Here is a 23945-nt window from a genome sequence, read left to right on the forward strand (position 1 = left end):
CGCCGCGGGCGCCGTTCACGCGCGGCCCGCGGGTGAACGGCCGGCGGCGGCCGAGCTGTCCGGCGGTGCGCTGGACCACCGCGGGGACGCAGCGCAGCGACGGCGGCGTGACCGCGAGCAGGAGCGCCGCCGCGCCGAAGACGAGCTGGAGGCAGGTGGCGATGTTGTCGCCGCTCACGTACGACGGAACCAGGGTGAGGCCCGCGGCGGCCAGCAGCGCGTACCAGGGCTCACCGCCCGGGCTGATGACGATCAGGGCGAAATAGACCAGCGACGTCAACGGCTGGTAGGAGTCGGCTGTCACCGTGCTGACCGCGCCGCCGGCAAGCGCACCCGACGCCGCGGCGAGAAAAGCCGAGATGCAGAAGACCAGGACGCGAGTGACGTTGGTCGACGTGCCACTGGCGGCAAGGCCCGTCGGGCTGTCGGCCAGCGCCCGCAGCAGCCTGCCGAGCCGGCTGCGTACCAGCAGCACGATGATGGCCGTGACCACGACGGTGAATGCCAGCACCAGATAGTAGTAGCCACGGTCGCTTTCGAGGTCGAGCCAGCCCAGCTGGGGCCGCGGCTCGGTCAGCCCGGCACCTATGCCGCCGAACATGTAGCTCTGTGTGTAGAACATGTAGGCGAGGAGAATGCCGAATCCCAGGGTCGCCAGGGCGAGGTACAGCCCGGAGAGCCTGATCGCCGGAATCGCGAGAACGGCGCCGATCGGCACCGCGACGAGAGCGGACAGCAGCAGCGCGGCGAACCACGGCAGCCCGTGGCCGACCGTCAGACGGGAGAAGGCGGCCGCGCCGATCGCGGTGAAACCCACGTGGCAGAGCGACACCTGCCCCGAGCTGCGTACCAGCAGGCCCAGGGAGAGAAAGAGAATCGTCGAGGTCAGGAACAGGGTCCAGTCGGTCAGGTGGAGCCCGGCGAATCCGGGGACGGTCAGGAGGAGGACCAGGACGGCTGCCGCGCCCGCCAGCTGGAACGGGAGCGGGAAACGCCACTGTGCCACGGACCGCGGCAGCGCCGCCGCCCGCTCCCCGAGCCGGCCGCGAGGGGAGACCAGCAGGACGGCGAACAGGACGAGGAAGGGCAACGCGGTCGGTATTCCCGCCAGCAGGCCCGTGGTGAAGTACTTCGAGCAGAGGGCGCCGCCCACACCGATGAGCAGGCCGCCGAGATAGGTGGCGGGCAGGTTCGAGAACCTGCCGATGGCGGCCGCGCCGAAAGCCTGGACCACCAGCAGCGTCAGTGTCACCCCGTCAAGGGTGACGAGCGGTGCCAGCAGCACACCTGACAGCGCGGCGAACGAGACGCCGATGACCCACGCGAGCCGCCGGACCCGTACAGGGCTGGTGCCGGCGCAGTCGAGCAGGTCGATGTCGTCGACGACGGCCTGCATCGCAAGGCCCCGCCGGGTGTGCCGGAAGACGAGGAAAAGTGCGAGCGTCGCCGCCGCGCCGATGACCCAGATGATGATTTTGTCCTGGGTGATGCTCGTGTTCGCCACACGGAGGACATGAGTTCCCAGGAACGGCGGCACCTTGCGGGTCTCCGTCGCGCCGTAGACGAGTGATATCACCGCCTGTACGACAAGCAGAATACCGACCGTGCCGGCGACCCGTACCGGCAGGGAACGGTCACTGATCATTCGGCCGACCAGCTCGAAAGCGAGCCCGAGTACCGGGCCGGCGACGAGAACGCAGATCGACGCGGCCAGCGGCCACGGCAGATGGTGCTGGACGTGCAGGGTGTAGAAAAGAAAGGCCGCGATGGTGGCGAGCGCGCCGTGCGCGAAGTTGAACAGCCGCGACGTCTTGTAGGTCAGCACGAGGCCCAGCCCGGCGATCCCGTAGACGGAGCCCGTTGTCAGCCCGGCGACCAGGAACGGAAGTAAGGTCGTCACTCTGGATCTCCCAAACGATCGGCATACCGGGCTGGGACGGCACCGAGAGGCCGTCCCAGCCCGAGGACTGGTCAGCCGAGGGTCGCGACCACGGGATCAACGACGGACGCGGGAGCGCACTGCGTCGCCAGGCCGTTCGGCCCGACGAACGCGCCGTCCTCGATGCCCATCGTGAACCAGCACTTGATGGAGGTCGGCTTTCCCGCCACGAAGTTCAACGGGACCGTGAGGCCACCGAGCGTCTCGTCCCGGAGGCTGTAGAGGCCTTTCTTCACCGCGGTGGCCGTGAGCTCCCCGGCGGGCGCGGCCCTGACCGCGGCCTCGAAGAGCTTTCCGCTGGCCCAGACATCGGCCGACTGCTCGGACAGCACCGCCTCGATGCCCGGCGCGTACTGCTGGATGGCGTCGTGGAATTCCCGGGTCGCCGGTATGGACCTGTCGTAGAAGGGTGCGACATATCCGACGGCCCGCATTCCGTTGAGCGACGGCTCCTTCAGCCAGCTGGTCGTGACGGTGCCGTCCTGGGCGACCTCCGGGACGTTGATGCCCTGGTCCGCGCAGGCCCGGTGCACGCGGACGACGGTGTCGGACGGCGCCAGCACGCTCACGGACTGGACGCCCGCCTCCTTCAGGCCCTGGCACTGCGAGGTGTAGTCGGGCGCCGAGGCCGCCACCTTCGCGTTGTAGGGAATACTGAGGCCGAGCGCCTTGGCCAGCGTCGTGTACAGCGGCACCGCGCTGGCGCACTGCGGCGCCTCCGCGCAGTAGAGCAGGCCCATCTTCGGGCCTTTCGCTTTCGCTATCTGCAGCACCCCGTACAGTCCCGCGATGACGGACGGCCCGACCGGGAAGAAGGACGGGTTCGTCACGAAGGGCAGGTCCAGGGAGGTGCCGCCGATGACGGGCACGTCCGTGCCGCTGATGTAGGACGCCCAGTTCACGTCCGAGTTCGAGTGGTTTCCTATGACCGCGACGACGTGTTCCTGCTCGACGAGTTTCTTGACCTGGGAGAGCGCGGTCGTCGCGTTCCCCCCGTCATCCATGACAACCAGTCTGACGCGGCGCCCGTTGATCCCGCCGTGGGCGTTCACCCATGATGCCCAGGCTTTTGCCATGTCCTGTGCCTGCGCCTGGGAGGACGCGGTGGGGCCGCTGTACGTCCCGATGTTGCCCACGACGATTTCGGGCGTTCCCGAACCGTTCGCCGTGTTGCCGCCGCCGTCCGACGAACAGGAGACGAGGCCCGTCACCGCGGCGATCACCGCGGCTGTGGCGACGATTCCTCGCCGCCGTACGAGGGGCCGGGGATGCGGCCGCCCGGACAGCGGCCAGCGGCGCCGGTGCTGGCGCGGGTGCTGGCCGGTGCATAAAGCCGGTGTGCTTTCCGCCGCTGGTTCACCGGACCGGATACGGTTGAGCCACTCACCGACCGAGCGTCTCCTTCTCTGCTGTTCCGGGCGCGGGGGTGTGTTCTTGGCGGGTTTCGTACGCGCCTGGCTTCCGCGCCTTCTCGGCGACGGTTCGTAGTCGTCGGTCATCTGGCGTCCTCCGTTGCGTTGGCATATTGCGTGATCGGATGATTTTCGCGGGCCGGCCGCTCCGCGGTGTTGTTCCGCGGTTTTGGGCCGGTGTTCCGCGGTCGGGCGGGAGCGGCCCGGGCCGGAGTCGCCCACGCTGGCCCGGGCCGCTCCCGCCCGACCGGTGGCTGCGCCCGCCGTGCCCACCGTGTCGGACACGCCCGCCGTGCCCGCCGTGCCCGCCGCGTCCGGCTGGTCGGGCCGCCGGGTGGGATGCCGTTTCGCGCGCGTCGGGCCGGGGCGCGGGGCAGGCGGGGCAGTTTGTCGGCATCACTGGCGGAAGCGGCCGACGGCCAGGGTCAGGGCCAGGGTGCTGACAGATTTCTGGAGATGCGCACCGTTGTGTTCATGGTGGCCTCTGTCGCTCTCTGGAAGACGCTGATCCCGTAGGGTCAGGAGGCTGGGAGCCGGAGGGGTCTTCCGTTCTCGGCGTTCGGGTCGCGGTGTACTCGCGGGGGGATGGGGCGGAGGGTGATGTAGGTTACAAACAACTGTTCGTTCGGACACCGTAGAGGACCTCGGATGACAGGTCAATGCGGAATTTTCACGCCGACGCCCTGCCCGGCCCACCAGTCGACGCCGTAATCCGCCACTGGCGGACCGTGATGTCCTTGTGGGCGGAGGGCCGGGATCAGAGCCGGGACCGGATCCGGCCTGTCCGGGCGTCGCGGCCTGCCGAGAGGGGCCGACCCGCGCCGCAGCGGCGGTCACCCAGGCCCCGCGCGCCGGTGGCCGGTGGTTCGACGCCTTATCCGGTTGCTCGTGCGTGACCCGGCCGCTCGTGCGCGCCTGCCCGCGGCATCCCCAGGCCGACGATGGCGGTGAAGTCGCCTCGGGCGCTCGTGCGGGCCTGTCCGTGACGAGGCCGGGCGGGCGGTCACGGGGTGCCGGCCGAATTCCGCTCGCCGGCCGAATCCGGCGATGGCGGTGATCTGGGTGTCACGCAACGGCGCCGGTCTGGGTACGGTATTCACATGGTCGGTTGGGGGAGTCCGTCGACGGACGTGGTCTTATCCGGCGACTTCCGTTACGTGCACGGCCCGGCGCTGGAACGTGACATTCGCGGACGGCTCGGGCACGGCCGGCTGGCGGACACCCTGCGCGCCCGGATCGACCGTTCGGAAGGCGGCGCCTTTCTCATCGCGGGCTTCCGCGGCGCCGGCAAGACCACGCTGGTCCGCTCGACGTTGCGATGGTTGTCCCAGTACAGCGGCAATCGCCGCTACCTGCCCGTCTTCCTCAACGTGGCCCGGCCGGTCACCAGCAACGAGTTCCTGTTCGCGGTGACCCGGCGGGTGGTGGAAACCCTCGACGACACCGGCGTGCTCGCCGAGCTCGAGGAGGACATCCGCAACTCGATCCTGCTCGCGTACGCCCGCACGTCGATGTCGCTGACCTCCCGCTCGGAGGAGGGCCACGAGCTCAACCGCACGTTCGGCGCGAACGGCCAGCTGCCGTTTGCGGGACTCGCCCCCAAACTCGAACGCGGGACGAAGACCACCCGGTCGCTGGCGACCGAGGCGTCCTTTCTCACCTACGCGGACGGGGACGTCGAGCACGATTTTCTGCGGATCGTCGAAATGCTCGGCCGGTCGAGAAGCCACGGCCGTGGCCGCGGGTTCCGCCGGCGCCGGCCGGCCGCGCCCGTCCATCTCGTGGTGGTGATCGACGAGCTCGACAAGCTGACGAGCAGCCCGCGTGGAATGGAGAGCTTCGACGAGATCCTCACCGTCTTCAAGAACGTGCTGACGGCGTCCGCGGCACACTTCATCTTCGTGGCGGGCGTCGACGTGCTGGACCGTGCGGTCACCGACAGCGATTTCGGTATCGGGATCTTCGAGAGTGTCTTCTCCTGGCGGGCCTACGTGCCGTGCGTGTGGGACAGCGGCACCAGCCTGCTCCGCGAGGTGTGCGGACAGGGCCCCAACAACGCCGAGTCCGTGGAACGGGTGGCGAACTACCTGGACTACAAGGGGCGTGGCGTGCCGCGCCGGCTCGTCCAGGAGCTCAACGACCTCATCGTCTGGGAGACGTTCCAGCGGACGAGCGTCCCGGTCATCCGGATGTCCCCCGAGGACGTCGAACGCATCGGTCTCTACGCGGATCTCTCCGATGTCCTGAACGGGCTGCTCGGCCGTTCCGGCGAGGAGGGACGCAGCCTGGAGGAGGACAGGTTCCGGCTGGGCGCCCACTACGTGACCGACTGGGTGCTGCGCAGTGAGGGCGGTGTGTTCACCGCCACCGACGTCGTCTCCGGCGAGCGGGGGCTCTCGCCGCTGCTGTCCCTGTCGGAACGGCGGGTGGACCTGGTTCTGCGCCATCTCGCCGCCAACGGCGTGATCGAGGACCAGCGGCCTGGCGGGAGCGGTGAGAGCACCTTTGTCGGTGGTGTCGCCCAGGCCCGGATGGCGACCTACCGGCTCAGCCGGCGGATGCGGGGACGGGTGCTGCGGGTTGCCCGGGCGAACGAACGGGAGAGCATCGACCTGCTCGGCGGTGTGCTCACGAACGACAGCCCGTTCCCGGGCGCCGCCCCCTCGCCCCCGGGCGCCGCCCCCTCGCCCCCGGGCGCCGGCCCCTCGTTCCCGCACCGTGGCGAGCCTCCGGCGGGCGCGGATCCCGACAGCACGGGCGCCCCGGCCGGCCGGCCGCATCCGTCCCCCGCGGGCCGCTTCACTCGGGCCGGGAGCGGCACGCTGCGGGTGCCCCGTTCGGAGCGTTTCATGGGCGACGGGCGTTTCGAGCTGGTCGACGTCCTCGGCGTCGGTGGGATGGGCACCGTCTACGTCGCGCGGGACGCCCAGTTCGGCGCGGGTGCCCTCCGCGCGATCAAGGTGCTGAGTCCGACGCTCGGCGAGGACCAGGAGGCACGCAGCCGGTTCCTGCGGGAAGCCCGTATCGCCCTGCAACTGGACCACCCGAACGTCGTGCACACGTACCAGCTGCTCGACGAGCCCGACGGCCGGCTGGGCATCGTCATGGACTTCGTCCACGGCGACGGCCTGAACCAGCGCCTGCGCGAGCGGGGGTTCCCGGTCGCCGAGGCGGTCGGTGTCGCCACCGGTCTCCTGCGGGCGATCGTGTACCTGCACAGTCTGGACATCGTCCGGCTCGACGTGAAGCCCAGCAACGTCATCATCAGCGAGGCAGGCCGGCCGGTGATGGTCGACTTCGGCGTGGCGCGCAGTCTCCAGAGCGATTCCACCGAAGTGACCAGAGGCGAGGGGCTGGTGGGCACGCCAGCGTACATGTCACCCGAGCAGATCCGGGGTGGGGCCGTCGACGGCAGGACGGACATCTTCTCGTTCGGGCTGGTGCTCTTCGAGCTGCTCGGCGGAGCGATCTCCCGGGACGGCGGTGTGGAGAACGTGATGTTCCGCCGGCTGCACGAGGACCTCGACGTCTCCGTCCTCACCTGCTCCGAGGAGCTCAGGGGCCTGGTCGCGAGGTGCTGCCGGCGCCGGCGGGAGGAGCGTTTCAGCGACGCCACGGCCGTGTGCGCCGCGCTGCTGGACGTCCCGGAGAGCCCGACCGGCCCGTCCGGCCCGGGTGGCGACACGGATAGCCCCGGCATGACGCGGCGCGAGCCGCGCGGACCCGGATCGCCAGGGTGGTGGGGGAGCCGGGCCGCCGGGAGCGACACCGACATCACCCACAGGTTCACCCACTGAAGCCCCGCCGCGGGACAGGCATCCTTCCACGCCGGAATGGCTTTCCGTCCTGTGGGACGGGCCGCTCTTTTCCCCCGGGGGCGGGCTACTTTTCCCCCGGGGGCGGGCCACAGCTCGCCCGCGCGGGGACGAACGACCTGCGTTCCAAGGGCCACAGCCCCGTGAGACGGGTCACAGCGCCGGCTCCGCGGGCCTGGCTGCCCCCCGGCCAGCGGCCCTGGCCGGGGGGCAGCCGGGGCCGTCGGCCCGGCCGCTCGCCGACGCCGTCGCCACACGCCTGCTCACAATCAAGGTAGCAATGAAGATCAAGACATAACCTTGATAACGATATGAAGCAGACGTGAAGCGGAGCATCGGTGACTGATTCGACCATCATCTATACGCACACTGACGAGGCCCCGGCCCTGGCGACGTACTCGTTCCTGCCCGTGGTCCAGGCGTACGCCCGCACGGCCGGTGTCAGCGTCGAAAGCCGTGACATCTCCCTGGCCGGGCGGATCATCGCCAGCTTCCCCGAACGTCTCACCGCGGACCAGCGCATCGACGACGCGCTCGCCGAGCTCGGTGAGCTGGCCCGCCGCCCCGAGGCGAACATCATCAAGCTGCCGAACATCTCGGCGTCGATCCCGCAGCTGAAGGCGGCCATCGCCGAGCTGCGGCAGAAGGGCTATGCCCTGCCGGACTACCCGGACGACCCGAAGAGCGACGAGGAGCGGGAGGTCCGCGCCCGGTACGACAAGATCAAGGGCAGCGCCGTCAACCCGGTGCTGCGCGAGGGCAACTCCGACCGGCGCGCCCCCGCGTCCGTGAAGAGCTATGCCAGGACGCACCCGCACCGGATGGGCGCGTGGAGCCCCGAGTCGAGGACGAACGTCGCCACCCTGGCCGCCGACGACTTCCGCGCCACCGAGAAGTCGGCGGTCATCGCCGCGGACGGCTCGCTGCGCATCGAGCTGGCCGGCGCCGACGGGAGCACCACCGTGCTGCGCGCCACCCTGCCGGTGCTCGCCGGCGAGGTCGTGGACGCCGCCGTGCTGCGGGTGGCCGCGCTGCGGGAGTTCCTCACCGCCCAGATCGCCCGGGCCAAGGCCGAGGGCGTGCTGTTCTCGGTGCACCTGAAGGCCACGATGATGAAGGTCTCCGACCCGGTCATCTTCGGCCACGTGGTGCGGGCGTTCTTCCCGAAGACCTTCGCCGCCTACGGTGAGACGCTGGCCGCGGCGGGCCTGAGCCCCAACGACGGGCTCGGCGCCATCCTGGCCGGCCTGGGCGCGCTGCCCGACGGCGCGGCGGTCAGGGCGTCCTTCGACGCCGAGCTGGCCGACGGCCCGGCGCTGGCGGCGGTCGACTCCGATCGCGGCATCACCAACCTGCACGTGCCCAGCGACGTCATCGTCGACGCGTCCATGCCGGCGATGATCCGCACCTCCGGCCACATGTGGGGCCCGGACGGCCAGGAGGCGGACACCCTCGCCGTCCTGCCCGACAGCAGCTACGCCGGCATCTACCAGGTCGTCATCGACGACTGCCGCGCGCACGGCGCCTTCGACCCGACGACGATGGGCTCGGTGCCCAACGTCGGCCTGATGGCGCAGGCGGCCGAGGAGTACGGCAGCCACGACAAGACCTTCGAGATCCCCACCGCGGGCACGGTGCGGCTCGTCGACGAGGCCGGCACCGTGATCCTGGAGCAGCCGGTCGCCGCCGGCGACATCTTCCGCGCCTGCCAGACCAAGGACGCGCCGATCAGGGACTGGGTGAAGCTCGCCGTCGCCCGTGCCCGGGCCACCGGCGACCCGGCGGTGTTCTGGCTCGACCCCAGCCGCGCGCACGACACGACGCTGATCGGGAAGGTCAGGGCGTACCTGGCCGAGCACGACACCGAGGGCCTCCAGATCGAGATCAGGTCGCCGGTGGAGGCGATCGCGTTCTCCCTGGAGCGGATCCGCCGCGGCGAGAACACGATCTCGGTCACCGGCAACGTGCTGCGCGACTACCTCACCGACCTGTTCCCGATCCTGGAGCTTGGCACCAGCGCCAAGATGCTCTCGGTCGTCCCGCTGATCAACGGTGGTGGCCTGTTCGAGACCGGTGCCGGCGGGTCCGCGCCCAAGCACGTCCAGCAGCTGCTCAAGGAGAACTACCTGCGCTGGGACAGCCTGGGCGAGTTCCTCGCGCTGGCGGTCAGCTTCGAGCATTTCGCGCAGACGACGGGCAACGCGCGCGCCAAGGTGCTCGCCGACACCCTCGACCGGGCGACCGCCACCTTCCTCAACGAGGACAGGTCGCCCAGCCGGCGCCTCGGCGGCCTCGACAACCGCGGCAGCCACTTCTACCTGGCCCTCTACTGGGCGCAGGAGCTGGCCGCGCAGACCGACGACACGCAGCTCGCGGACGCGTTCGCCGGCCTCGCCAAGACGCTCACCGCGCAGGAGCGGACCATCGTCGACGAGCTGGTCGCGGTCCAGGGCTCGCCGGTCGACATCGGCGGCTACTACCAGCCGGACCCGGCCAGGGCCGCGGCAGCCCTGCGCCCGTCGACGACCTTCAACGAGGCCCTGGCGATCCTCGGCTGACGAGGAGCCCGTCCGCGGACGGCCCCGGGCCGGCGGTTTCCAGCTGCCACCGGCCCGGGGCGTCCGTCGGCGGCAGCCCGGGCCGGCTGTCCGGTCCGGGCAACAGACGCGTGCCGGGTATGGACCCGGCGTCCACGCTGCCCATTCGGGCTGGTAGCCGTCCGTGCCGGAGGCAACCGGCGGTCCGGCGACGGGGCGGTCCGCGGGCCGTGGAGGCTGTTGACAACGTGAGGAATGCTCAGCTTGACTTGATCGGTCGATGATGCCGAGTCATCCTCACCTTCTGGTGGGATACGGCCAGTGGGATGCAGCCAGGAGGAAACCGATGGTCGAAGCGTCCATCGTTTCGGTGCACGACACGGTGCCGGTCTGGCGTTCCGGTACCGCGGCCGACGCGTTGCGCGACACCATCGACCTGGCCCGTGTCGCCGAGGAGCTCGGCTACCGCCGCTACTGGGTGGCCGAGCACCACAGCACCCCCGCGCTCGCCACCTCGGCCCCGGCCGTGCTCGCCGGCCAGATCCTCGCCGCGACCAGCACGATACGGGTCGGCTCCGGCGCCGTGCTGCTGCCCAACCACTCACCGCTGGCCGTCGCCGAACAGTTCGGCGTGCTCGGCTCGCTGTACCCCGGCCGGGTCGATCTCGGGATCGGCCGGGCGACGGGCGGCTCGCCCGAGGCGGCCGGGCGGCTGGGCGACTCCCGCCCCCGTGACTTCGGCGCCCAGCTCGACGAGCTCACCGGGTACTTCCGCCGTGACCGGAGCGGCGCCCGGGTGCGCGCCGTGCCCGAACCGGCCGTGGCGCCCGAGTTCTGGCTGGTCGGGTCCAGCCCGAGCAGCGCCGCGTTCGCCGGCGCATGCGGTCTTCCCTACGTCTACGCGCACACGATCGTGCCGGGCTTCGCGCCCGTGGCGCTCGCCGCGTACCGCAAGGCGTTCCGGCCGTCGGTGCATCTGGACAGCCCCTACGGCGCGGTTGCCGCCGTCGTGCTGCTCGCCGACTCCGACGAGCGCGCACACTCCTTTGCCGACGCGTTCGTGCTCGGACAGATCCGGATGCGCACCGGCGACCCCGACACCCTGCTGCCCACCGAGCAGGATGCCCGGGAGCACAGCTTCACACCGCAGGAGGAGCTGTTCCGCCGGGAGCGGATCGACCCGCAGTTCGTCGGCTCGCCGTCCAGCGTGACCGCCAGGCTCGCGGCCCTGCTGCGCGAGTCAGGCGCCCAGGAGTTCTTCGCCCTCTCCCAGATCCCCGACCACGGCGCGCGGATTCGTTCCTACGAGTTGCTGGCCAAGGCCGCCGTCTCCTTCTGAGCAAGAACCAGGGACCGGCCGCGGCGGACGGAAGATTTCCGCGTCGCGGCCGGTCGCGCGCGGTGCCGGACGCGTCCGTGTTCCGTCGGCGGTGCCATTGTCCCCGCCGAGTCCCTCGTGGACGTGACCGAACTGCGGCAGCTACATGCCCGCGGCCGGGCGGACATGGTCGGTGACCCCGAGCGGGCGCTGGCCGGCTTCACCGCGGCTGCGCGGCTTTTCCGGGGGCCGGTACTGGCCGGGCTGCGCAACGGGACGATCGTCAGCACCTTCGCGCGGTGGGCCGAGGAGACCCGGCTGGAGTGCCTGGAGTCGATCGCGCGCTGCGCGCTGTGGACCGGGCGTCATCGCGAGGTGGTCAACGACCTCACGAACTGGGTCGACGAGCATCCCTTTCACGAGACCTTCCGGGAGCAGTTGATGCTCGCCCTGCACCGGTCGGGCCGGCGGGCCGAGGCACTCGCGCAGTTCCGCGACGCCCGTCGGGTCCTGCGGGAGGAACTCGGGCTTGAGCCGGGCGAGACGATGCGCCGGTTGCACAGCGCCATTCTCAACGACGAGGCCGTCCTCAATGACAGGGCTGTCCTCGCCGACACGGCCATGCTCGACGGGGAGCGCGACTACGAGATGGCAGGTTAGGGGGTGTCTGACGGATGTTCGATCGCGCGGGCGGTGTCCAGACGACCACCGCCGCGTTGTCGTCGTCGCCATAGCTCTGCTGTGAAACGCCCCGCCCACATCGACCAACATCCATCAGACACGCTCTGAGCACCGACCGCGAGGCGTCGGCGCTTTCGGCGGTGCGTGCGACGCGGCCCGGACGGGCCGGCCTGTCCGGGCCGGCCCTGGCCGCTAGCTGTCGGTTACTGCTGGTACTTCTTGGTAGCTGTCGGTGGCCGCACGCGGTTCGGGGGCTCCACCGTGTGAGGCGGTGGCCGACAGCAGGGGCAGGCGCGGGGCGGCCTGCAGCAGCGCGTTGGTGTAGGGATGCTGCGGGTTGTCGAACACGGCCGTGGTGAGCCCCTCCTCCACGACCTCGCCGTTGTTCATGATCAGTAGGCGGTCGCTGATCTGCTCCACGACGGTGAGGTCGTGGGTGATGAACAGCAGGGCGATGCCCAGGCGCTGCTGCAGCTCGGACAGCAGGTCCAACACCTGGGCCTGCACCGACACGTCCAGCGCGGAGACCGGCTCGTCACAGATCAGTACCTCGGGTTGCGGGGCGATCGCCCGGGCGATCGCCACCCGCTGCCGTTGCCCGCCGGAGAGCTGGTGCGGACGGCGGTGGGCGAAGTGCGCGTCGAGCCCGACCGTGGCCAGCAGTTCGGTGATCTGGGCCCGGCGGCGGGCGCCGCGCTGGCCGGGCAACGCCTCGGCGATGATGCGCCCGATGGTGTGGCGGGGGTCGAACGCCGCCTGCGGATCCTGCTGGATCAGCTGGATGTGCTGCCGCTGCACCCGCCTGGCGCGTTCCGGCGTGCCCGACCAGGGCTGCCCGCGCAGGAGGATCCGCCCCTCGTCGGGTTCGGTCAGGCCCATCACCATCCGTGCCAGCGTGCTCTTGCCAGAGCCGGACTCGCCGACCAGGCCCACCGTCTCGCCCGCCCGCAGAGTCAGTGACACCCCGGCCACGGCACGGCGTTCGCCGAAGTTCTTGGTCACCGCGTCGACGTCGAGCAGGGTCTGCCCGCCGGCGTGGGGCGGGCGCTGCGCGCGCCGGCCGCGGGCGATGTCCAGCAGCGTCCTGGTGTAGGGGTGCTCGGGGCTGCCCACGATGCGCTCGGTGGGCCCGGTCTCGACGATGCGGCCGTCGAGCATCACCGCGATCCGGTCGGCCAGCCTCGCGACCACCGCCAGGTCGTGGCTGATCAGCAGCAGGCCCCGGCCCTGTTCCTTGATCTCTTCGAGCAGTCGCAGGATCTGGTGCTGCACGATCACGTCCAGCGCCGTGGTCGGCTCGTCCGCGATGACCAGGTCGGGCCGTGTCGCCACGGCGGAGGCGATCAGGGCGCGCTGGCGCAGCCCGCCGGAGAGCTGGTGGGGGTACTGCTGGCTGCGCAGCTCCGGCTCTGGGACGCCGACCTCGGCGAGCACCTCCAGGACGCGCCGGTGCCGCTCGGTACGGGTACTGTCCCGCTGGTGCAGCCGGATGGACTCGGCCACCTCGTCCTCGATCCGGCGCAGCGGATCCAGGGACACCAGCGCGTCCTGCAGCACCATGCCGACCGACTTGCCGCGCAGCCGCTGCCAGTCACGCTGGGAGAAGCTCCTGACGTCGGCGCTGCCGACGCGCAGGGTGCGCGCCCGGACCCGGGCGCGTTCGCCGGCCAGGCCGAGCAGCGTCCGGGCGGTGACGCTCTTGCCCGAGCCGGACTCCCCGACCAGTGCCAGGCACTCACCATCCTCGATGGTGAACGAGATGTCGCGTACCACGGGGGGCTCGTGGCCGAAGGAGACCTCCAGCCCGGCAACCTCGACCAGGGTCACCGCGGGCCCCCTGCCTGCCGGCTGGTCCTCGGCGGGCGCTCCGCCCGCCGACTGGTCCGCAGCGGGCTCCCCGCCCGCCGGCCGCTCACCGCAGGCTCCTTGCCTGCAGGCTGCGGCCGAGCGTGGTGGAGACGAGGACGACCACGACGATGGCCAGCCCCGGGAACACCGCGATCCACCAGGCGTTCGCCAGATAGGTCTGTCCCTCGGCGAGCATCACGCCCCATTCCGGAGTCGGTGGCAGCGGGCCGAGGCCGAGCAGGCTCAGCCCTGCCGCCGCGGCGATGGCGCTCCCGGTCCCCAGCGAGGCGAGCACCACGACCGGCCCGCCCACGTTGGGCAGCACGTGGCGCAGCACATATCGCCACGCGGGTACGCCCAGGATCTTCGCCGCCTCGACGTATTCGGCTTTTGTCACGGCGAGTGCCTGCCCGCGCACGAGACGGCCGTAGTACGGCACGGCGGCCACCCCGATCGCCACCGCGATCTGCGTCGAGCCCGTCCCGATGAGCGCGATGACCAGCAGCGCCAGCAGCACCTCGGGGAACGCCATCCAGACGTCGGTCAGCCGCATGATCAGCGCGTCGGCCAGCCGGCTGCCGGCCGCCGCGGTCAGCCCGGCCAGCGAGCCCGCCACGACCGCGATCGCGGTGGCCACCAGGCCGGTGGTCACCGAGTACCGGGCGCCGTAGACCAGCCGCGAGAAGACGTCCCGTCCGAGCTGGTCGGTGCCGAGGTAGTGCGTCGAGCTCGGCGGGGAGAAGGTGTGCTGCACGTCGTTGGTGTCCGGCGCGTAGGGCGCGAAGACGCCGGGGAACAGCAGCAACGCGACGATCAGGGCCACGGCCAGCGTGCTGATCGCGAGCAGTATGTGCGAGCCGCGGGTGGCCCGCCACCGGGGCCGGGCCGTGTCGAAGGCCGCTGTCGTCGCGCTCATGCCCGGCTCGTTTCCCGCAGCCGCGCGTCGATCACCGGGTAGAGCATGTCGGCCAGGGCGTTGGCCACGACGAAGATGAGCGCGGCCAGGATCACCACGGCCGACACCACCGGCGTGTCGCGGTGCTGCACGGCGTTGACCAGTACGGTGCCGAGACCGGGCCGGGAGAAGACCTTCTCCACCAGCACGGCGCCGCCGACGAGCGTGCCGAGCACCCAGGCGGACATCGTCGTGGCCGGCAGCAGCGCGTGCCGCAGGGTGTGCCGCAGCAGCAGGCCGAGCCGGCTCTGGCCGCGGGCCCGGGCACTGAGCACGAACGGTCTGCCCTCGACCAGCTCAAGCTCCTGGCGCATCACCTGCGCGAGGACACCGGCGAGCGGGATCGCCAGCGCCAGCGTGGGCAGCACCAGGCCGGAGATGCCATGGGAGCCGAAGGCGGGGAACCAGCGCAGGTTGAACGAGAAGAGCGACAGCAGCAGGATGCCGAGCCAGAACGGCGGGACCGCCACCGCGAGCACCTCGAACACCGACGTGCCCGTCCGTACGATCCGGCCCCGGCCCGCCGTGATGACGGTGGCGATGAGCGCGAGCAGCAGGCCGACCAGGGCCGCGCTCAGCGCCAGCTGAAGGGTCGGCAGGATCTGGCTGCCAAGCAGCCTGGTCACCGGCTGGCTGCGCTGGTAGGAGCGGCCGAAGTCGCCGGTGGCCAGCGATGCCAGGCGGTCGAGGTACTGCACCGGCAGCGGTCGGTCGAGCCCGTACTCCGCGGCGACCCGCTCGCGCAGGCCCGGGAGGTTCGCCGCCTGCGGGCCGAGGATCGCGTCCACCTGGTCGCCGGCCGCGCTCACCGCGAAGAAGGTCACCGTCACCGCGCCCCACAGCACCAGGATCCCGGTGAGGAGCCGACGTAGCAGGAACCGGGGCAACGAAGCGTACACGTGTCAGCTCACCGGGTCAGCGGCCGGGAAGGCCGCCCAGAGGGCAGGAGAGTCCCTGCGAGTGCTCATGGATGAGAGCTCCGATTTTCTTGATCACATTTTTTGGTCGGCTGGGACGGCACACCCGTCACGCCGTGCTCCTGGCCGGTGGAGCCGCCGCGTCCACCGGTCAGGGGTTCGCTCGCTCAGCGGCTCACCGGCGCCGGACACAGCCCGACGGCCACGGCCAGCCGCCGGACGGACTCCCGGCGGTCCTCCGGGCTGTGGATGTTGGAGATGGCCATCACCTCGTCCACCCCGCTCGCCTCGACGAGTTCGGCGAGCCGGCCGGCGACCCGGTCGATGCCGCCCACCACGTCCCCCCGCAGGTCGACCTTGTCGCGGGCGACGAGCTGGGCGTCGGTGAGCCGGCTGGTGCGGGCCAGCGCCTGCTCGACGGACTCGAGCGGGCGCGGATCGCCGCTGAGGTAGTCGAGCACGGCGAGCCGTTCGGGGGCGGCCAGCGCCTCCCCGTGCTCGTCGTCCTCCCCGACCCAGATCCGGGTGGCCAAGATCGCCAGCGGCCGGTCGCCCTCCGCCACCGGGGTGAACAGCACGCGATAGCGGCGCAGCGCCTGGACGGCCACGTCCGGATCCTGGTTGACGCAGAGGAAGGCGTAGCTCAGCCCGGCGCGCGCCGCGAGCTCGGCGCTGCTGACGCTGGAGCCGAGCAGGAACACCGCCGGCAACGGCACACCGGCCGGGGACGCGACGAGCTCCCGGTACGGGTCGTCCGGGTCCAGCGGCACCCGGCCGCCGACGCCGAGCAGCTGCCGCAGATGCTCGCCGAACCTCTCGAGCGCGTCGGGGGTGCGCAGCAGCGCGTCGCGGGTGGGGTCGTCACCGGTGCCGGTGGAGCGGCCCAGGCCCAGGTCGATCCGGCCCGGGTGCAGCGCCTCGAGGGTCCGGAACTGCTCCGCGACGTGCAGCGGCGTGTGATTGGGCAGCATGATGCCGCCGGAGCCCACCCGCAGCCGGCTGGTGCGGTCCGCGATGTGGCCGATGAGGATCTCCGGGGCGGCGAAGGCCATGTTGCGCACCCCGTGGTGCTCGGCCACCCAGAACCTCGTGTAGCCGAGCTCCTCGGCCAGCTGGGCGAGCTCGACCGAGTGGCCGATGGTCCGCGCCGGGCTGGTCTGCGCGGAGACCGGGCCCTGGTCGACGAGGGAGAGGGCGACCATCACAGGGCCTTCGCCAGCGGCCGGCGGGTGGCGACGTCCGGTATCGGCAGCCCGTAGTGCTCGCGCAGCGTCCTGCCCCGGTACTCCGAGCGGAACAGGCCGCGGCGGCGCAGGACCGGCACGACGTGGTCCACGAAGGCCGGCAGGCCGTCGAAGGTGACGTCCGGCATGAGAGTGAAGCCGTCCACGACGCCGGAGGCGAACCATGCCTGGATCAGGTCGGCGATCTGCTCGGGGTCGCCCACGGCCACGACGTGGCCGCCACCGCCGCCGCGCCGGATGACGTCCCGTACCGTCTGCCCCTCCAGTGCGCGGCGCGCGGCCGGGCGGGCGTGGCCGCGGACGGCGTGCAGCCTGCCCCGCAGGGCGGGTGGCACCGGCCGGTCCAGCTCCAGGTCGTCGGGGTTCAGCCCGAGCTGCGCGGCCAGCCCGCGCACCGCGCCGCGGGTACCGGACAGCTCGTCGAGGGCCTGGCGTCGTTCGAGAGCCTCCCGCTCGGTGCCGCCGACCGAGGTGACCAGCCCGGGCAGGAAACGCACCGCGTCCGCCGGGCGGCCGAAGGCCGCCGCCCGGGACCGCACGACGTCCAGCTCGTCACGGGCCGTGTCGATGTCGACCACGGCCGTGAACATCGCCTCGCCGGTGCGCGCGGTCAGCGTGCGCACGTCGTCGGAGACGCCCGCGTGGTAGAGCACCGGGTAGCCCTGCTCGGACGGCGGGAGGCTCAGCGGCCCCCGCACGCTGAAGAACTCGCCGTGGTGGTCGATCGGCCGGATCCTCGACATGTCGGCGTAGAGCCCGGATGCCACGTCGGCGACCAGCGCGTCCGGCGCCCAGCTGCGCCACAGCTCGAGCACGATCGCGACGAACTCCTCGGCCCTGGCGTAGCGGGCGCGGCTGCTCGGCTCGTCCGCGACGAAGTTGCCGGCGACACGGGGGCCCGAGGTGGTCACCGCGTTCCAGCCGGCCCGGCCGTGGCTGATCAGGTCCAGCGCCCGGAACCGGCGGGCGATGTTGAACGGCTCGTTGAACGTGGTCGAGGCGGTGCCGACCAGCCCGATCCGTTCGGTGACCACCGCCATCGCGGTCAGGATCAGCGTCGGCTCGAGGCCGTTGAGCTGCGGATAGTCGTCGATGTCGGCGTGCAGGCCCGGGACGTCCGCCAGGAAGATGGAGTCGAGCCGCCCACGCTCGGCCACCTGCGCCACCTCGAGATAGCCCTCGATGCGGGAGAACGCCAGCGGGTCCGCGCCCGGCCATCGCCACGCCCCCGGATGGTGCCCGGCCGCCACCGGGTGAACGCTCAGGTGCAGTTCGCGTCCACCCAGATCTGACGACATGCGTTCCTCCGTCTCTCGCGGGACACACCACGGGTACCGTACGGATGCTGGCAGCAGGTTCTAAAGCGATCCTTGAGTGAGGCCGGCCGGCCTGTGACCGCTCGCGTCCGGTATCAGCGCGAGCGGTCGCGGGCCGGCCGGCGGCCACGGGCGTCAGCTCACCCAGACCTCCGACAGCGTCGGCAGGTTCCCCGCTCCCAGCGCGAAGCCCTGCACCCGCTCCTGCACGCCGTAGGTGCGCTTCGACACGAAGGTCGGCAGCACGTACGCCTCGGCGAGGACCTTGTGCTGCACCTTGCCGTACAGCACGTTCTGGCCCGCCACGTCGCGCGTGCGCAGCGCCTCGTCCAACCAGCCGTCGACCTCCGGGTCGTTGACCCTGGCGGCGTTCGCCCCGCCGACGCCCGGCAACTGGCTGGAGTAGAACAGCGTGCGCAGTATCGAGCCGTCGATCGCCGACGGCGAGCCGGATCCCAGGTGGTAGTCGCCCGTGGCAAACGCCTGCACGATCGACGGGGTGTCCAGCGGGCGCAGGACGACCTCGAAACCGACCTGCTTGACCGCGTCCTTCAACGCCGTGTGGTAGTTGCGCTGCTCCTCGCTGGTGAAGGAGGCGGCAAAGGCCAGCGTCACGCTCAGCCGCCGCCCGTCACGAGCCCGGTAGCCCTCGCTGTCGGTCGCGGTGAAGCCGGCCTTCTCCAGCAGGCTGATCGCGCGGTTCCTGTCGTAGCCCCAGATCCCCTCCACCGACTTGTCGTAGCCCGGGGTGGACGAGGTCAGCACGGACCGGCCGCTGCTGTAGACACCCTGGAAGAGGCCCTGTGTGATCGCCTCGGTGTCGACGGCGGACTGGAACGCGACGCGCACGTCCCGGTTGTCGAACGGGGCCCTGGTGGTGTTCAGCGAATAGGTGAACGGTGACCCGACGGTCTCGCGGCTGACCAGCTTGATGCTCGGCTGGGTGCGCAGCTGCGCGAGCCTGGTGGCGGGGATCTGGTCGGCCACGTCGAGCTGCCCCGAGGTCAGCGCGCCGACCCGGGCGGCGTCGTCGGCGAGGAACTGCACGACATACTGGTCGAGGTAGGCCTCCCCGGGGTGCGACGCCGACGCCGGCGCCCAGCGGTAGCCCGGGCGGCGGGTGAACACGGCGTTCTGCCCCGGGGTGAGCGACGAGGACACGAACGGCCCGGTGCTCACCAGGAACTTGCCGCCCGAGGTGATGTCGGCCGGGTTGGCGCGCAGCACGGCGGGCGAGTGGAAGCTCAGGTATGGGCTGCTCAACGCGCCGAGCAGCGGCGAGTGCGGTGACTTCAGGTGCACGACCACGCTGAAGTCGCCGGTGACCTCGGTCCGGTCGTAGGGGCCGAGCAGGGTCTTGGAGTTCCGGGACTTCGTCGCCGGATCCACGATGTGGTCGAAGTTGGCCTTCACCGCCTCGGCGTTGAACGGGGTCCCGTCGTGGAAGGTGACGTCGTCGCGCAGCTGGAACGTGTACCGCAGGCCGTCGTCGGAGATCTCCCAGGATTTCGCCAGCCACGGCTCGAAGGTGCCGTCCGTCTTCTGGTACACCAGCGAGTCGTACACGGCGCGCAGGATCAACGACGACAGCGTGGAGACCGAGACGTGCAGGTCCCAGCTGTCGGGCTCGGCGGTGGTGGCGAAAGTGATGCTGCCGCCGCTCTTCGGCGTCCCGCCGGTCCCGCTCGGCGAGGAGTCCTCCCCGCAGGCCACCAGGCCTGAGCCCAGGCCGAACACGGCCAGCGAGCCCACCGAAAGGGTGAGAAAACTCCTGCGGGAATGCATGGGAACTCCGTTTCGTCGAAAAAATACGTCGAGGCATTTCCGGGCCTGGTGGCGTGTTCGGAAAATGTCGTACCCGGAAATTCCGTCGGACGGTCCGGGCTGGTACGGCCGGTTTCGTGCGCATGGCCGGGCCGGCTGGTGCCGGGCGGAGTTCGACGGCGAGTGCGGGCCGCTGGTGCCTGTGCTGCCCGTGGTCCTTCCCACCGGTGTCTGTGCGGTGTTGCCGGCGTCCGCTCAGGGGTAGCCGACGGTCACCGGCTGTGCGCCAGGACGCGGTTCCCGGGCGCTGTTCTCAGCCGTATGCCCATGTGGCCCCACCGACACAATCGCGCTCCCTCACGCTTCCACCAGCCAAGAGGCTCGGACGGAATGGATTGTGGCAGCAGGGCTCTAAAGCGGGCCTTGGGCCGAAGCAGAACCATCCGGGCCAGTCTGTCCGGCACTGTCAGTGACAGCGGCGTCCAGCAACAGCTCCAGCATCCGGGTGCTGCCGTCCCGGCCGGCGGGCGAGCGCTCCCGCACCCAGGCGGCGGCGCTGATGACGCCGAACAGGTCCTCGGCGGTGAAGCCCGGCCGTACCCGCCCGGCGGCCTGCGCCGAGCGCAGCAGGCCGGCGCCGCACTGGTACATGTCGGTGCACGAGCCGGACAGGGCGCCCTCGCCGTGCCGGCTGCGCGTCAGCAGCCCCATCAGCCCGCGGAAGGTGCTGCAGTACCGCACCGCCTGCGCCGTCCAGTCCCGCAGGGCGGCCAGGGGGTCGCCGGTCACGGCGGCCTCGTCGGCGAACGCGATCAGTGCGTCGAGGCCGTCCCTGGTCGCGGCCTCGATCAGCGACTCCCGGGTGGGGAAGTGCCCGTACAGGGTGCCGATGGCGACCCCCGCCCGGGCGGCGATCTCCTCCAGAGGCGCCGCGGAGCCCCCGGCCTCGAAGGCCTCGCGCGCCGTGTGCATGATCGCTTCGTGGTTGCGCCGGGCGTCCGCCCGGCGTGCCCTGCCGGCGGGAGCGGGCCGTTCCTTCGGGGGCTGCTCGCTCACCGCTCTGTCCCCCACGGCTCTGTCCCCCAGGGCTCTGTCCCCCAGGGCTCTGTCCCCCAGGGCTCTGTCCCCCACGGCGCTATCCCCACGGCGCTATCCCCCATCGGAGACCTCCGGCTTGACAAGTCGAGGCTGGCTCATATTATCAGGCCGAACTCGTAAGGTGAGCCACCCTCAAAATAATCCCCGTCCGCTCCAGGAGGCATCGTGAGCACCGAAACCGGTTCCAGTACGACCACGACGGGTGGTGGTCCGCCCAGGGCATGGGGGCTCGTGCTCGCCGCGATCGTCGGTGCCGAGTACCTGCTGCAGCTGGACGGCACGGTCGTGAACGTGGCGCTGCCGCAGATCCAGGCCCGCTTCGACGCCGGCATCACCACCGGCGCCTGGATCCTCAACGGGTTCTATCTCGCCTTCGGCGCGCTGCTCCTCGTCGCCGGACGACTCGGGGACGTGTTCGGCTACCGCCGGGTGTTCCTCTTCGGTATCGGCCTGGTGGCCGTCGCCTCGCTGGTCGCCGGTCTCGCGCAGGACGTCGCGGTGCTGCTCGCCGGCCGGGTGCTGCAGGGAGCCGGGGCGGCGCTGGCCGGCCCCAGCGCGCTGGCGCTGCTGACCATCCTGTCCGAGGGGGAGCGCAGGCAGCGGGCGTTCGGCCTCTACTCCACCGTCACCGCGCTCGGCTCGGCATCCGGCATGGTGTTCGGCGGGCTGCTGACCTCGGCCGGCAGCTGGCGGTGGAGCATCCTGGTGAACGTCCCGGTAGCCACGCTGATCCTTGTCGTCGCCCTGCGCGTACTCGGGACCCACGACGCCGTCCGCAACCAGCGTTCGCTGGGCATCCCCAGCGCGGCCCTGGTGACCGCGGCACTGACCGGCGGTGTGTACGGCCTGGTCCACGCGGCCGACAGCGGCTGGCGGGACGCGGGGACGATCGTCTCGCTGGCGGCCGCCGTCGTGCTGTTCGCGCTCCTGCCGGTGGTGGACTCCCGTTCCGCCGAGCCGCTGCTGCCAGGCCGGATCTTCGCCCACCGGGACCGGCTCGGCGGCTTTCTCAACCTCACGCTGCTGGCCGCGGTGCTGGGCAGCTTCCTGTTCTTCCTGGCCCAGTACCTGCATGCCGTGCTCGGTCTGAGCCCGGTGCGGACCGGGCTCGGGCTGCTGCCCTTCGCCATCTCGATCCTGCTCAGCGCCTCGCTGATCACCAAGCTGGCCAGCTCGATCAGTCTCAAGGGCCGGGGCGTGGCGGGACTCGCGGTGGTCACGGCCGGCGTGGCCTGGCTCAGCCAGGTGGACGACGGCGCCGGCTACGCCTCCTCGGTACTGCCACAGATCATCGTCATCGGGATCGGCGTCGGCCTGGCCATCGTCCCGTTCAACGTCGTCATCCTCTCCAGCGCCGGCCCGCAGGACACCGGTATCACCGCCGGGATCGTGCAGGTGGCCATCACCGTCGGCGGCCTGATCGGCATCGCCGTGTTCCTGCTGCCGTTCACCCAGGGCACCGGCAGCGCGGTGGACCACTTCGCCCGGGTCTTCACCTGGCTCACCGTGCCGGCGGTCATCGGCATCCTGGTGTCCCTGGGGTTCTGGTTCGGCCCCGGCCGCGGCCGGGCCCCGGCGGCCGTCGACGCGGTCCCGGCCACCCCGGCGACAGCCGACACGGCCAGCTGAGGCCCGGCCGGCCGAACCCGGCCGGCGCTGGGGCACGCCCCGGGCCTCCTCCCGGCCCGGGGCCGCCGGCGCGGTCAGGCCTGGAAGAGCGCTTCCCGCAGGACGGCCGGCACGGTCTGCGTGATCCGCTGACGCAGGCCCGGCCCGACATCACCGCCAAGGCCGTGCGTGGCACCCGGATAGTGGTGCAGCTCGACCGGGACGCCGGCCTGGATCAGGCGGAAGGCGAACAACAGGGCCTCGTCACGGACCGCGTCGAGCTCACCGGCCGCGATGAAGGTGGGCGGCAGGCCGGCGAGGTCGCCCGCCCGGGCCGGGGCGGCGACCGCGGGCACGTCGCCCGCGACATCACGCAGATAGGCGGCCCAGCACTCCCGCGCCAGCCGTGGGCTGAGGTGCTCCGGCCCCCACCGCCTGCGCATCGAGGCGGTGTCGGCCCGGTCGTCCAGCGAAGGCGTGACCAGGTGCAGCAGGCGGATCGCGGGGCCGCCGTGGTCGCGTGCCGCGAGAGCCACCCCGGTGGCCAGCGTCCCGCCCGCGCTCACCCCGCTCAGCGCGATCCGGGTGGGATCGATGCCGAGCTCGGCTGATTCGGCGGCCATCCAGCGCAGGACGGCGAGGCAGTCGTCGAACGCGGCGGGGAACGGGTGCTCGGGCGCGAGCCGGTAACCCACCGAAATCACGACCGCGTCCAGCGTGACGGCCAGCGGCGCGACCAGGAAGTGCACCATGTCGATGCTGCCGATCACCCAGCCGCCGCCATGAATGTAGAGCACCGCCGGCAACGCGGACGTCTGGCCGCGGGGCGCATAGCGGCGGACCGGCACCCGCAGGCCCGACACCGGGTCACATGCCTCCAGGTTGCGCATGTCCAGTGTCCCGGTGCCGGGAAGCGGTTCCGGTTCCGCCAGCGGCAGGCGGCTTGACGCACCCCTGTTGGCGAGCAGCTCGGCTACCGTGCTCTCCACCGGCTCGACCGATGTACCCGCCGCAGGCTCGGCCGGGGTACGCGTCACTGGTTTTCCTCGCTGCGGGCATTCATACCCGTGTACGCCTCCCAGCGGCCGGATGTGAAAAGCGTTCCGGCAAAACTCCGGGCCATCGTTTCCTACCGGTGCTCGGCTCAGGCCGTCGACCGGACGAGTTCAAACATGGTGTTGGGCGCCTGGAAGACCGCAGCCGGGGCGGACGCCTTCACCCTTCTCCGAAGCTCACCGCGGTGTCAGTATATCGGTCGCCGGCCCGGAGCCGTTCGTCACCGTGAAGGCCGGTCCGCTGGCCGCGCTGGCGGGGGTACTTGCTGAGGCAGGCCGTCGCCGTGGCCTGGACCGGGGCACCGACGGGCTGGCCCAGCGGCTGGCCGAGCCTGGTCCCGGCCCGGTACCGGACACCTGGATCGGCGTCACGGCGGACCGCCGCATCATCGCGTCACCACTGACACGGAAGTTATGGCGCCCAGAATTCCGGTCGGC

The 23945-nt window shown here is 71.3% G+C and carries 15 protein-coding genes; 5 read left to right on the forward strand and 10 right to left on the reverse strand.

What is annotated here, in order from left to right:
* Positions 1-1900, reverse strand: a 1900-nt coding sequence (locus NBW84_RS05975) for a branched-chain amino acid ABC transporter permease (RefSeq protein ID WP_250282462.1), incomplete at its 3' end; no start/stop codon positions are given.
* A gap of 71 nt (positions 1901-1971) precedes the next feature.
* Positions 1972-3150, reverse strand: a complete 1179-nt coding sequence (locus NBW84_RS05980; protein WP_250282463.1) for an ABC transporter substrate-binding protein — start codon at positions 3148-3150, stop codon at positions 1972-1974.
* A gap of 1331 nt (positions 3151-4481) precedes the next feature.
* Here NBW84_RS05980 and NBW84_RS05985 point away from each other — a divergent pair.
* The 4 genes from NBW84_RS05985 (at position 4482) to NBW84_RS06000 (ending at position 11681) form a co-directional block, all read left to right on the forward strand.
* Entirely contained in the window at positions 4482-7148 is a 2667-nt protein-coding gene (locus NBW84_RS05985; RefSeq protein WP_250282465.1) for a serine/threonine-protein kinase, read from the forward strand.
* Positions 7149-7504: 356 nt separating this feature from the next.
* Positions 7505-9724, forward strand: a complete 2220-nt coding sequence (locus NBW84_RS05990; protein ID WP_250282467.1) for an NADP-dependent isocitrate dehydrogenase — start codon at positions 7505-7507, stop codon at positions 9722-9724.
* A 325-nt stretch (positions 9725-10049) separates the two neighbouring features.
* Complete coding sequence (locus NBW84_RS05995; protein WP_250282469.1) at positions 10050-11042, forward strand: LLM class flavin-dependent oxidoreductase; 993 nt, start codon at positions 10050-10052, stop codon at positions 11040-11042.
* 117 nt (positions 11043-11159) lie between these two features.
* Positions 11160-11681 (forward strand): AfsR/SARP family transcriptional regulator, encoded by a 522-nt coding sequence (locus tag NBW84_RS06000; protein WP_445548333.1) that lies wholly within the window; start codon positions 11160-11162, stop codon positions 11679-11681.
* Between the two features lie 213 nt (positions 11682-11894).
* Here the strand turns inward: NBW84_RS06000 and NBW84_RS06005 are convergent, their stop codons facing one another.
* From NBW84_RS06005 to NBW84_RS06035, 7 genes are all read right to left on the reverse strand, one after another.
* A complete protein-coding gene (locus NBW84_RS06005; RefSeq protein WP_250282470.1) occupies positions 11895-13529 on the reverse strand; it encodes a dipeptide ABC transporter ATP-binding protein in 1635 nt (544 codons plus the stop codon).
* An 85-nt stretch (positions 13530-13614) separates the two neighbouring features.
* Positions 13615-14466 carry an ABC transporter permease gene (locus tag NBW84_RS06010; RefSeq protein WP_250282472.1) on the reverse strand — a complete coding sequence of 284 codons (852 nt, stop codon included), beginning with the start codon at positions 14464-14466 and terminating at the stop codon, positions 13615-13617.
* Positions 14463-15404, reverse strand: a complete 942-nt coding sequence (locus tag NBW84_RS06015) for an ABC transporter permease (RefSeq protein ID WP_250282473.1) — start codon at positions 15402-15404, stop codon at positions 14463-14465. Before NBW84_RS06015 ends, NBW84_RS06010 begins: the two co-directional genes overlap by 4 nt.
* A 185-nt stretch (positions 15405-15589) precedes the next feature.
* The gene (locus NBW84_RS06020) at positions 15590-16624 is read right to left on the reverse strand and encodes an LLM class flavin-dependent oxidoreductase (RefSeq protein ID WP_250282475.1); all 1035 of its coding nucleotides are present in this window, start codon (positions 16622-16624) and stop codon (positions 15590-15592) included.
* Entirely contained in the window at positions 16624-17964 is a 1341-nt protein-coding gene (locus tag NBW84_RS06025; protein ID WP_250282477.1) for an NtaA/DmoA family FMN-dependent monooxygenase, read from the reverse strand. Before NBW84_RS06025 ends, NBW84_RS06020 begins: the two co-directional genes overlap by 1 nt.
* 153 nt (positions 17965-18117) lie before the next feature.
* Entirely contained in the window at positions 18118-19767 is a 1650-nt protein-coding gene (locus tag NBW84_RS06030; protein WP_250282480.1) for an ABC transporter substrate-binding protein, read from the reverse strand.
* Positions 19768-20157: 390 nt separating this feature from the next.
* On the reverse strand, positions 20158-20802 hold the full coding sequence (locus tag NBW84_RS06035; RefSeq protein ID WP_250282482.1) for a TetR/AcrR family transcriptional regulator: 645 nt from the start codon (positions 20800-20802) through the stop codon (positions 20158-20160).
* Between the two features lie 207 nt (positions 20803-21009).
* On the opposite strand from NBW84_RS06035, the gene NBW84_RS06040 reads away from it, so the two are divergent.
* Positions 21010-22473 (forward strand): MFS transporter, encoded by a 1464-nt coding sequence (locus NBW84_RS06040; RefSeq protein WP_250282483.1) that lies wholly within the window; start codon positions 21010-21012, stop codon positions 22471-22473.
* Between the two features lie 74 nt (positions 22474-22547).
* Here NBW84_RS06040 and NBW84_RS06045 read toward each other — a convergent pair whose 3' ends face one another.
* On the reverse strand, positions 22548-23489 hold the full coding sequence (locus tag NBW84_RS06045; protein WP_250282484.1) for an alpha/beta hydrolase: 942 nt from the start codon (positions 23487-23489) through the stop codon (positions 22548-22550).
* Positions 23490-23945 lie beyond the last annotated feature (456 nt).

Source organism: Protofrankia sp. CiP1_Cm_nod2 (assembly GCF_920664355.1).
Classification (GTDB): domain Bacteria; phylum Actinomycetota; class Actinomycetes; order Frankiales; family Frankiaceae; genus Protofrankia.